General features: G+C 65.7%; 9 protein-coding genes. 5 read left to right on the forward strand and 4 right to left on the reverse strand.

Annotated elements, in window-relative coordinates; all coding sequences use genetic code 11:
• Window positions 1-56: 56 nt before the first annotated feature.
• The 3 genes from V8J55_RS14735 (at window position 57) to V8J55_RS14745 (ending at window position 1,498) form a co-directional block, all read left to right on the forward strand.
• On the forward strand, window positions 57-638 hold the full coding sequence (locus tag V8J55_RS14735; RefSeq protein WP_336446354.1) for a nitroreductase family protein: 582 nt from the start codon (window positions 57-59) through the stop codon (window positions 636-638).
• A 71-nt stretch (window positions 639-709) separates the two neighbouring features.
• Window positions 710-1,057, forward strand: a complete 348-nt coding sequence (locus V8J55_RS14740; protein WP_037510583.1) for a GntR family transcriptional regulator — start codon at window positions 710-712, stop codon at window positions 1,055-1,057.
• Window positions 1,058-1,111: 54 nt separating this feature from the next.
• Entirely contained in the window at window positions 1,112-1,498 is a 387-nt protein-coding gene (locus V8J55_RS14745) for a hypothetical protein (protein WP_336446355.1), read from the forward strand.
• 134 nt (window positions 1,499-1,632) lie between these two features.
• On the opposite strand, the gene V8J55_RS14750 is transcribed toward V8J55_RS14745, so the two are convergent.
• From V8J55_RS14750 to V8J55_RS14765, 4 genes are all read right to left on the reverse strand, one after another.
• Entirely contained in the window at window positions 1,633-3,480 is a 1,848-nt protein-coding gene (locus V8J55_RS14750) for a tetratricopeptide repeat protein (protein WP_336446356.1), read from the reverse strand.
• The gene (gene prsR / locus V8J55_RS14755) at window positions 3,481-4,857 is read right to left on the reverse strand and encodes a PEP-CTERM-box response regulator transcription factor (RefSeq protein WP_336446357.1); all 1,377 of its coding nucleotides are present in this window, start codon (window positions 4,855-4,857) and stop codon (window positions 3,481-3,483) included.
• Window positions 4,854-6,983 carry an XrtA/PEP-CTERM system histidine kinase PrsK gene (gene prsK, locus V8J55_RS14760; protein WP_336446358.1) on the reverse strand — a complete coding sequence of 710 codons (2,130 nt, stop codon included), beginning with the start codon at window positions 6,981-6,983 and terminating at the stop codon, window positions 4,854-4,856. The genes prsR and prsK overlap by 4 nt, the downstream gene beginning before the upstream one ends.
• Before the next feature lie 248 nt (window positions 6,984-7,231).
• On the reverse strand, window positions 7,232-8,620 hold the full coding sequence (locus tag V8J55_RS14765) for a TIGR03013 family XrtA/PEP-CTERM system glycosyltransferase (RefSeq protein WP_336446359.1): 1,389 nt from the start codon (window positions 8,618-8,620) through the stop codon (window positions 7,232-7,234).
• Between the two features lie 117 nt (window positions 8,621-8,737).
• Between V8J55_RS14765 and V8J55_RS14770 the strand changes: the two genes are divergently transcribed.
• Window positions 8,738-9,784 (forward strand): mannose-1-phosphate guanylyltransferase, encoded by a 1,047-nt coding sequence (locus V8J55_RS14770; protein WP_336446360.1) that lies wholly within the window; start codon window positions 8,738-8,740, stop codon window positions 9,782-9,784.
• A gap of 103 nt (window positions 9,785-9,887) precedes the next feature.
• Entirely contained in the window at window positions 9,888-11,711 is a 1,824-nt protein-coding gene (locus V8J55_RS14775) for a DUF885 domain-containing protein (protein WP_336446361.1), read from the forward strand.
• The last annotated feature ends 23 nt before the right edge of the window (window positions 11,712-11,734 follow it).

The following is an 11,734-nucleotide window of genomic DNA, read 5'->3' on the forward strand; positions in this document are numbered from 1 at the left end:
CTGCGAATCATTCGCAACACTTGCGCAAAGTGACGCGAAAGGCCACATGGCGCACCATGTTCAACGACACCTCCTCGCTCCTCGCCCATCTCGCCACGCGCCGTTCGGGCAAGGCGCGCGACATAATCGCCCCCGGCCCCGACGCCGCACAGCTTCGCGATATCATCGCGCTGGCGCTGCGCACCCCCGACCATGGCAAGCTGGCACCCTGGCGCATCGTCACCGTCGCCGACGATCAGCGCACAGCCTTCGCGGCGCTGCTCAAAAAGGCATGGATCGTGGAGAATCCGGGCGCCGCGGGCATGGACCTGTCGGCGCTCGACCAGTTCGCGCATCAGGCGCCAAGCTTGCTCGTGCTCGTCTCGACACCGGTGCCCGGCGCCAAGGTTCCGGTCTGGGAACAACAGATGTCGGCGGGCGCCGTTGGCATGAACCTGCTCCACGCCGCGCACGCGCACGGTTTTGTCGGCAGCTGGCTGACCGGCTGGGCGGCCTACAGCGCCGAGGTTGCCGCCGCGTTCGGCGCCGGCGAGGCCGACAAAATTGTCGGCTATTTCTTCCTGGGAACGCCCGCCCGCGAGCTCGACGAACGGCCCCGCCCCGAATATAATGACATCGTTCGGGCTTGGGAAATTTAGTTTCAGTTTCCGAACCTAATTTGTAATTAGTGGCATTTGACTGTGCTGCTGTCTTATGGCATTAAGGCGGCATGCTCGATCAGTCCAAACCCGTGTACCAGCGTCTGCGCGATGTCATCGCCAACGCCATCCTCGACGGCCAGTTTCGCGATGGCGACATGTTGCCGTCGGTCCGATCGCTCGCCGCCGAAGAAGGCGCCAACCCGCTGACGGTGGCGAAAGCGTATCAGACCTTTCAGGACGAAGGACTGGTCACGGTGAAACGCGGCGTCGGCATGTTCGTCGCCGAAGGCGCGACCGAGCGCCTCCGCAACCTGATGCGCGCCGATTTCCTCGCCAATGTATGGCCGCCGGTCGCGCAGCAGATGCGCCGCATCGGCCTCGACGCGCGCACGCTTCTCGATTTGACCGAAGCCTGATCGCAAGATTCGGGCGCCCGTCGAACCCTTAGATTAAATCGCGGGACAAAGGACGTGGCCCTGAACCTTGATAAACGGGCAATCAGGCGCATCATCATCTGTGGTGTATTTTTCGCACTGCTCGCTGCCTTATACGGCCCGCTGACAATAAAATATGAGACCGGCCCGACGGCAATTTTTAAGTTTCGGGCAGGGAGCCCGGAAGATTTAAGCAGATGCCCGCCAAAAACCGAAAAGGACTGGTACAAGGCCGAATTTGAAGCTGAGGGCTATCATTACGAATTCGTAAGCCCTCTCGGTCTCATCTGCGGAAAGGATGCATCCGGGCGATATATGAGAGTCTATGTGAGTGAAGGTGCCCATGCCACCCATCGTCTCGAATTAGGCAGCACGAAGAACTTCATCGAACAGCCCCCCACATTTCAGGCTTTGACCAGATAAGCACAGATTCCTTTCGGTAAATTGGGCCTCGGCACACGGGAAGCTCACATGTTTACGCGCTCTTGCCCCTGACCGGATACGCCTTGCCCTTTGACGACGCTTGGCTAACCCAAGATCGCTCTTCCCCGACGTTATTAACGCCCGATCTGCGCCGCCTTGTCGCGCAGGTCCGCCGCCGCTTGGCTTTTGCCGCGCCGTTCGAGCAGATCGGCGTAAAATTCCATGATCCCGGCATTCAGCGGCTGCAACCGATAGGCGCGGTCGATCAGCGGCAGCGCGCGCGCGTCGTCGCCCTTTGCCGCCCACGCGCGCGCCAGTTCGCGTAGGACCACGGCGTCGCGGTTTCCGATCCGGCGGCGTACGCGTTCGAAATGCGCGATCGCCTGATCCCAATGCTCGATGTCCATCGCCAGATGCCCGGACAATCGGCCGGCGGCGATGCTCGACGGCTGGCTGCGCTGCAGCGCGAGGATCGCGGCGCCCGAACCCGCGGCATCCCCCGCGCGGAACAGCGCATTGGCGAGCCGCAATGTCGTGCGCTCGCTCGCATCGAGATCGCGCGCGGCGCGATACGCCTGCACCGCAAGATCGGTTCGCCCGGCCGCCAGCGCCGCATCGCCCAGCAGGATATGCGCGTCGGCAACGCCGCGGTTCGCATCGCGGAGCCGCGTGGCGCGCGCGATCGCTCGCGCGCCATTGCCGCTCGACAGATCTGCCGAAATAGCGGGAATCGCATAGGCGGGATTGAGCGGCTCGGCGTCGGCCGCCATCGTCAGCAGGCCATAGTCATTGTCGGCGGCAAAGGGCACCGCTTCACCGGGCGCCAGCGCCGCCGCGCGTCCGAGATAGTCGGTCGATTCGATCGGCCTACCGAGTTCCGCCGCCGCGCGCGACGCGAGCAGAAGCGACCAGCTGTCGGCGTCGGGACGCTGGACCAGCGGCAGCAAGGCGACGAGTGCGGCGTCGGCATCGCCATCGGCCCATTCGGCTGCGGCGAGGATGCGGCGCGCGGTGAAATTCTCCGGCTGTTCGGCCAGCAGCCGGTCGGCCCAGGTCGCGGCCACCGCTTCGCCGCCGAGTTCGAGTTCGACGATCGCGCTCAGCAGCATGAACGACGGCTGCGCGTCGAGTTCGCCGCGCGTGCGCTGGAGCAGGCTGCGCGCGAGCCGGTAATTGTCGGCGCGTGCCGCGAGCACCGCCTGCAGATAGAAGAGCCGCGGATCGCGCGGCACGATCGTCGCGACGCGGCGCAGCGAGGTCAGCATGTCGCGGTAGCGCCCGAGGTCGCCGAGCGTCGCCGCCTGCTCGATCAGCGCATCTTCATTGCCGGGATCGGCGGCAAGCGCGTCTTCGTACCAGGCGAGCGACGCGTTGAGCCCCTCCTCGGTCCGCACGAGGTTGGCCTTGAACGCCAGCGCCGCGCTGTTCGCCTTGTCGAGTTCGATCGCATAGTCGACCGCGTCGCGCGCGCCGAGCGTGTCGGCATTGGCGTCGCGAAAACGCGCGACATCGACCCAGAGCGCCGACGAGCGCGGCAGTTCGTGCACCGCGCGGTCATAGGCTTCGCGCGCCGCATCCAGATCGCCGTTGCCCAGATGCACATCGCCCGCGACCCACGCCGCCTCGCCGATCATCTCGGGGATGATCGGGCCGCCGTCGAGTGTTTCAAGCGCGCGGCTCCCCTCATCCTGCATCGCATAGGCGCGCGCCAAGAGCGGGCGAAGCGCCGCGTCCTTGGCCCCCGCCCCTAGCGCGCCCTTGACCGCCGCCTCGGCACCAACGCCATCGCCCAGCTTGATCGCGACACGCGCCAGTTCGACGCGTTCGACAATGACGTTGGGGTTGCTCGCGATGGCGTTCTCGAGGGCGGCGCGGCGCTCCTCGAGCGCCTTGCGCGGCGCGGACGAAGCCCCGTCGCCGCATGCTCCGAGCAGCAGCGCCGCCAGCAGCAGCGCTTTTGTCCAGAAGCGGCCCAAATCCATTCAGGCGTGCATCCGGTACTGCTTGAGCAGGTCGTAGAGCGTCGGGCGACTGATTCCGAGCAGCTTGGCGGCGGCCGAGATATTGCCCTCGCTCTGCGTCATCGCGCGGCGGATCGCGACGCGGTCGGCGGCTTCACGCGCGCTACGCAAGTTGAGCCATGCCTCCTCGCCCTCTTCCCCGCCGCCCGCCATGTCGAGATCCTCGCGCATCACCAGCTTACCGTCAGCCATGATCACGGCGCGCTTGATGCGGTTCTCCAGCTCGCGGACATTACCCGGCCAGCGTCCCTCGTCGATCGCCTGCAACGCGTCGGGCGCGAAGCCTCGCACCCCGGGATTCATCTCAGGCGCATATTGGTGGAGGAAGTGCCGCGCGAGCAGCACCGCGTCGCCGGGCCGCTCGGCGAGCGACGGGATCTTCACCACCATCTCGGCGAGCCGGTAATAGAGGTCGTCGCGAAAGCTCTGTTCGGCGATCATCGCATCGAGGTCGCGGTGCGTTGCGCACACGATCCTTGTATCGACCGCGATCGCCTTGCGCCCACCAATCCGCTCGATCGTCCGCTCCTGCAGAAAGCGCAGCAACTTGACCTGGAGCGGCAGCGGAATGTCGCCGACTTCGTCGAGGAACAACGTGCCGCCGTGCGCAAGCTCGATCTTGCCCTCGGTCGTCTTGACCGCGCCGGTGAAGGCGCCCTTTTCATGCCCGAACAATTCGCTTTCGAGCAGATTTTCGGGGATCGCGGCGCAATTGATCGCGACGAACGCCCCGTCGCGCCGTCCGCTCGCCTCGTGCAGCCCGCGCGCGAGCAATTCCTTGCCGGTGCCGCTCGCGCCGAGCAGCATCACCGATACGTCGAGGTTCGCGACGCGCTCGATCGTGCGCGCGACCTTCTGCATTTCGGGCGCCCCGGTGATCATCCCGCCGAGCACGCGATTGTCGCTCGAACCCTGCTCGGCGAGCCGCGCATTCTCGACCTCGAGCTCGCGGACATGGAAGGCACGAGCGACAATCAGCCCCAGCTCGTCGATGTCGATCGGTTTCTGATAGAAATCCCACGCTCCGCTCGCGATCGCGGTCAGCGCGCTCGCGCGTTCGCCATGCCCCGACACGACGATGACCTTGGTGTCGGGCTTGGCCTCGAGGATCGCCTTCAGCGTCCGAAACCCCTCGCGCGTCCCGTCGGGATCGGGCGGCAGGCCAAGATCGAGCGTCACCACATCGGGCTCCTCGGCACGCAGCAATTCGATCGCCGCGTCATGGTCGCCCGCGACGAGCACCTGATAATCCTCATACGCCCATTTGAGCTGCGTCTGCAGCCCCGGGTCGTCCTCGACCACCAGCAATTTGCGCAGTTTGGCCCCGCTTTCGGTCATTTATGTTCCACTTTCATCACACGCGCATCGGCACCCGCGCCGCCCCGCGTATCGGCGAGCGGCAACCACAGCGTGAAGCTGCTCCCCTTGCCCGGCTCGCTCGCCACTTCGATCGCCCCGCCCATCGCTTGCGCGACCTGCAGCGCTTCGAACGCCCCCAGCCCGAAACCCGATTCCTTCGTCGACACGAAGGGTTTGAACAGCTCGTCGCGGATGAAATCGCGCGTCATGCCGCACCCCTGGTCGATCACGTCGATCCGCACGCGCCCCTGTTCGACGACCGCGACGACCTGCACCGGCGTGTCGGGCGCCGATGCGTCGATCGCGTTGGCGACAAGATGCTGGACGATCTGCCGGATCGCCCCCGCATCGCCCCACGCCGACAATCCCGCCTGACAGCCGACGAACAGCGCCCGGCGCGGGCGCATTTCGGCCGCGATCTCGTTCAGCACCGGCTCGACCAGCGTCCGTCCCGCCTCCGCCGCCGGACCGCGCTCGCGCGGCGACAGGCGGACGAGCAGGTCGCTGAGACGCCCCGCCGAAATTTTCAGCGTCTGGACCATATCGGCGCGAAAATCGGGCTTGTCGGCATGGCGCTCGGCGTTGCGCGCGAGCAGACCGATCTGGCTCGCCAGATTCTTGATGTCGTGCATGATGAAGGCAAAGCGCCGGTTGAACTCATCGAACCGCCGCGCCTCCGACAAAGCCTGCTGGCTCTGCGATTCGGCCAGATAGCTAGCCGCCTGCTGCCCAGCGATGCGCAGCACGTCGAGATCCTCCCAGTCGAGCGCGCGCGACACCGCGGGCCGGTGCAGCACGACGATCGCAATCATCCGCTGGAAATGCAGCACCGGGACGACGACCCACGCGCGCGGATCCGCGATCAGCCAGTCGGGGATCGCCAGATCCTCGCCGGGATGCCCCCGGCGCTCGGCGTCGAGATCGACGATATGATGCGTTTCCTGCAGCATGAAGGCCGACCGCAGCGACAGCGTCGCGTCCTCGCTCGCGCCGCCCGGCCAATGCCAATGTTCGGCGATGCGAAAACCGCCCGATGCGCCGGGCAGCATCAGCAGCGCGCCGGGGCTTCCGGTCAGTTCGGCGAGCGCCTTGGCGACGCGGCGGTGGAGGTTGCGGTCGTCCTCGCCCCCTCCTTGCCCCAGCGTCGCGGTGAAACGCATCCATTCGGCGCGATAGTCATAGCGATGTTCGAAGAAATGCTTGGAAATCATCACCGATAGCCACGCCCGCGATCGCGCCGAGGCGAGCATCAGGCCGCCGGTGCCGAGCGCGACGAGCAACGAGATCGCCTGCGCCAGCTCGGCATAATCGCCGCCGGCGACGCGCGCGACGGCACCCGTCAGCGCAATCACGATCAGATAGGCGGCGGCGCCGAGCAGGATCAGCGTGCGCGTCGCGGCGGTGCGCGACAAACGCATCCGCTCGCGTCCGATATCCATCGCGGCGACGACATAGACGGGCAGCGTGAGCAGCACGATCGCCGGAAGCAGCGCGATCAGCATCGATGCGATCTTGCCGGTCAGCGCGCCGATCAGCTGGACGTTGAGCTCATAGGCCCATAGCATCGCGAACCCGCCCGCAACCGCCATCACCGGCATGCGCTGCCCCGCGCTCGCGTGGCGAACCCCCGCGTCGATCATCAGCAGTCCGCCGATCGCCACGACCGTCGCGGCAAAGCCCATCGTCGGCTTCATCCAGGGTTCGGCCGCCGCACCGGCGCCCAAATGCGCCGCCGCGCCGAGCAGAAGCGTCAACAGGCAGATCGTCGCGAGCATGCGCGCGATCAGGCGCAACGGCCGCGACATCGGCGCACGCGGCGACCAGAAAGTCGCCCCCAACCAGAGGAGCATGGCGAGGTCGCGCACCATCTGCACGACCAACGATTGCGACGATCCTGGGCCATAGGCGGCCAAGGCCGCGCACCACAACGCCGTGGCGGCGGCGGTGGCGGCGAGCAATCGCGGCGCCGGCATCAACGCCGCCATCCGCGCGCGCGGCCGCATCAGCAGCCACAAAGTGACGCCGGCAAAACCCGCCAGCGCAAGGCTCGACAGGATCTGGGACAGGCCGGTCAGCGCGCCCACGAGAGGGTCAGGACCTGCCATTGGCGCGTTCGAGGCGTCGAAATGGCGAAGATATCGCCTTCGCGTGGCCGCTGCGGATGGGGGTTCCATCTGCGAGGCCGCGCGGAGGCGAGATCGAAGCCATTTCGACGTCGCTTCGCGATTTGACCGATTTTGTCCATGGCTGCGTCAGCGAGCCTTGTGATATATTCATATGCCTGCGTCTCGCCTCCTTGCCCTGAACAAAATCGCTTCAAACCTCGAACGTGCCAGTGGCAGGTCCTGACCCTTTACCGCGCGCCCTCCGGCCACAGCACGACGCGCACCGTCTGGAGCAGGATCAAAAGATCGAGGAAGGGCGAATAATTCTTCGCATAATAGAGGTCATATTCCAGCTTCACGCGGGCGTCCTCGACCGAGGCGCCATAAGGATAGTTGATCTGCGCCCAGCCGGTCAGGCCGGGCTTCACCATGTGGCGCTCGGCATAATAGGGCAGCTTCTTTTCGAGTTCCTCGACGAAGCTAGGCCGTTCGGGGCGCGGCCCGACAAAGCTCATGTCGCCCTTCAGCACGCACCAGGTCTGCGGCAATTCGTCGATGCGCAGCTTGCGGATGATGCGGCCGACGCGCGTGACACGCGGGTCGTTTTCGCTCGCCCACACCGCCTTGCCCGATGCCTCGGCATCGGTGCGCATCGAACGGATCTTGAAGATGTCATAGGGTTCGCCGAACAGACCGACGCGCGGCTGGCGGTAAAAGACCGGCCCGCGGCTGTCGAGCATCACCGCAATACCTGCGATGATGATCAGCGGCAGGCCGACGATCAGCACAAGCAGGCTGGCGAGGATGTCGAACAGCCGTTTGCCGACCTTCGAAATGCGCTGCCCGGCCGAGAATCCGTCGGAAAAGATGAGACCGCTGGGGTTCGTCGTCGCAAGGTCGACGCGCCCCGTTTCGCGCTCGATGAAACTCGCGATGTCGTTGACATGCACACCCGTCGTCTTGACGCGCAGCAGGTCGTTCAGCGGCAGCGCGTTGCGCCGTTCCTCCAGCGCCAGCACCACTTCACCCGCGCGCAGCATCACGACATGGTCCGACAGATTGTCGAGAGCTTCGCGCGGTACGGCGCCCGGTACGGTCTTTTCGGTCGCACTCATCGCAACGAAGCCAACCATCTCGAGCCCACTTCCGGGCGCCTCGGCCAGCGCGGCCAAGCGGGCGGCGCGTGGCCCGGCACCCAGCACCAGGATGCGACGCCGGAACGCCTCGGCTCCCCCCGACTGGGTCAACGCGAGGCGGATGACGAACAGCACCGCGATGGCAAAGATCATCGCGTACAGGCTGTTGGCGCGCCACAGCGTCGCGGTCGGCAACAGGAAGCCGAGCACCGAAAGGAAAATCACCCCGAGCGATATCGCCGCGAGCAGGCGCGCGGTGGCGAAACGCATCGAGCGCAGTCCCTCGTTCCCGTACATTCCGGTCGCCATCATCGCGAGCGAATTGGCGAGGCCGAAGGTCAGCAGGGGCAGCCAGCGCCCCGCGAGCGGCCCCGCGTCGAATCCCGCCTGATGCGCATAAAGATGCCACGCCCCCTCGGCCGAGCCGAGCAGCGCGAAAAATTCGATGAGCGCCAGCCAGACGACGGCGTGCGGAACATAATGTTTAAACAGCCGGAACATGGGGACCTTTCGCGCCCCCGTACTACAGCCGAGGCGTCAACTGTCGGTTAATTTTACACCCCTTATATCCGCAATGACAGGGTGACCCGCCGCTTCCAACACGATAGACCCGAACCTATGACGCTGATGATCCAGCCTGTTATCCTCTGCGGCGGTGCCGGTACGCGCCTTTGGCCCGAATCGCGCGGCACCCGCGCTAAGCAGTTCCTGCTGCTTCACGGCCAGCGCAGCCTGTTTCGCCAGACGGTCGAGCGCACCCCTGCCGGTCCTGATTTTCTCCCTCCGATCGTCCTCTGCGGCGACGGCCATGTCGCGATGGTCCGCGAACAGATGAACGACCGCGAGGAATCGCTGCTCGTCGAACCGATGCCGCGCAACACCGCCGCCGCGATCGCGCTCGCGGTCGCGCAGGCCGATGCGGACACGCTGCTGCTCGTGATGCCGAGCGATCATGTCATCGCCGATGTCCCCGCCTTTCACGCCGCGATCGCCAAGGGCGTGCGCCTCGCGCAGCAGGACTGGCTCGTCACCTTCGGCATCACCCCCGACAGCCCCGAAACGGGTTTCGGCTATATCGCCGCCGGCCGTGCGCTGGGCGGCGGGGACGAAGATGGGAGCTTCGCGGTCGACCGCTTCGTCGAAAAACCCCCACTCGCCGACGCCGAGGCGATGCTCGCCGCGGGCGGATACAGCTGGAATGCCGGCATCTTCCTGTTCCGCGCCGCGCGGATGCGCGATGCGATGCTGACGCATTGCCGTCCGATCTTCGAGGCCGCGGACAAGGCCGTCGCGGCGGGGATGCGCGACGGCGACGCGCTCTATGCCGACGCGATCGAATTCGCGAAGGCGCCCTCCGATTCGATCGATTATGCGGTGATGGAAAAGGATGATCGCGTCGCGGTCGTCCCCGTCGCAATGGGCTGGTCCGACCTCGGCAGCTGGCACACCATCCACGCGCTCGCCGACAAGGACGACGCCGACAATGCGATCACCGGCGACGCCTTTCTTCACGAAAGCAGCGGCAATCTGGTCCGCGCGGGCGACAAGCGCGTCTCGATCCTCGGCATGGACAATATCGCGGTGATCGTCGACGGCGACGACATATTGGTGATCCCGCTCGAACGATCGCAAGAGGTGCGCGCGGCGGCCAAGGCACGCGAATAGAGCCGAGCCGCATCAGGCACTTGCACCTGCGGTGACTTGCTATACCAGTACACCCATGAGGCGGCTCCGCAAGAGCACGCCATAGCTGTTCTGGAGATCGCCCATGTTCGACCGTCGCACCCTGCTCGCCGCCGCCGCGGCTTCCTCGATGCTTGCCGGCGTCCGTCCCCGCGGGGCCTTCGCCGCGACGCCCGATAGCGAAGGCGCGCGGCTGACCGCGATCTACGAACGCATCTATGACATGCTGCTCGACCAAGACCCCGAATTCGCGACCTCGCTCGGCGCCGACAAAGGCGACCGCGCCGCGGCGAAAGCGAAACTCGCCGACCGCTCGCCCGCGGGGATCAAGCGGAGCCAGGACCTCTATCGCACCGGGCTCAAGGAACTGAAGACGATCGACCCGAAGAAGCTCTCGGAGATGGACCTCGTCAATTACGAGACCTTCCGCGGCCCGTGGGAGGATTATGTCAAGGCTTACGATACCTTCAGCTACGGACTTCACAGCTGGCCCGAACCGCATCCGGTGACGCAATTGAGTGGCTCCTACCGCTCGATCCCCGATTTCCTCGTCAACCAGCACAGCATCGCGAACGCCGCCGATGCCGAAGCCTATCTCGCGCGCTGCGCCGATTTCGCGGTCCAGATGGATAATGAGACGGGACGCATCAAGGCCGATCACGCCGCGGGCATTATCCCGCCCGATTTCGTCATCGACCGCACGCTCGGCCAGTTCGATCGTATCTGGGCGCCCGCCCCCGACGCCAACGGGCTGACGAAGAATCTCGCCGCAAAGACGAAGGAAATCCCCGGCGACTGGGCCAGGCGCTGCGCCGCGATCGTCGAAGGCAAAATCTATCCGGCGATGCGCCGTCAGGCTGACGAACTTCGCGCCGTGCGCCCGCGCGCTACGCACGACGCCGGCGTGTGGCGCCTGCCGAAGGGCGACGAATATTATGCCTATGCGCTGCGCTACGCGACGACGACAGGCATGTCGGCCGAGGACGTGCACAAACTGGGGCTCGACCGCGTCGCTAACCTGAGCGCGCAGGCCGATGCAATCTTCAAAGCGCAGGGGATGACCAAGGGAACGGTCGCCGAACGGATGCGCGCGCTCGGCAACGATCCGCGTTTCCTCTATCCGAACACCGACGCGGGCAAGGAAAAGCTGATCGCCGAACTCAACAGCCAGATGCAGGCGATCCAGGCACGGCTCCCCGAAGCCTTCGGCCGCCTGCCCAAGGCGAAGGTCGATATCCGCCGCGTCCCCGCCGATATCGAGGATGGCGCAACCGGCGGCTATTACCAGATCCCCGCGCTCGACGGTTCGCGGCCGGGCGCCTATTATATCAACCTCCGCGACACCGCCGAAAACCCGAGCTGGACGCTGCCAACGCTCACCTATCACGAAGCCTCGCCCGGCCATCACCACCAGATCGCGCTTGCGCAGGAGGCCGAGGGTATCCCGCGCCTCCGCCGCCTGCCCGTTTACTCGGTCTACACCGAAGGCTGGGGCCTCTATGCCGAGCAGCTCGCCGACGAGATGGGGGTTTATGAAAAGGACCCGTGGGGCCGGCTCGGCTATCTCCAGTCCTATATGTTCCGCGCCGCGCGGCTCGTCGCCGACACCGGGCTCCACCACTATAAATGGACCCGCGAGAAGGCGATCCGATATTATAACGAGACGCTCGGCACCCCCGAGGGGTCGAACGTCACCGAGATCGAACGCTATTGCGTGTGGCCGGGTCAGGCGACGAGCTATATGGTCGGGCAGACGCGCTGGGTCGCGATCCGCGAGAAGGCCAAGGCCGCGCTCGGCGACAAGTTCGACCTCCGCGGTTTCCACGACACCGCTTTGTCGGCGGGCGCGATGCCGATCTCGGTCCTCGAATCGGTGATCGATCGCTGGGTGGCCGCGCAAAAGGCCTGATGCGGCGGCATGCGACGACCCGA

Origin of the sequence: Sphingopyxis sp. CCNWLW2 (assembly GCF_037095755.1) — a bacterium.
Classification (GTDB): Bacteria; Pseudomonadota; Alphaproteobacteria; order Sphingomonadales; family Sphingomonadaceae; genus Sphingopyxis.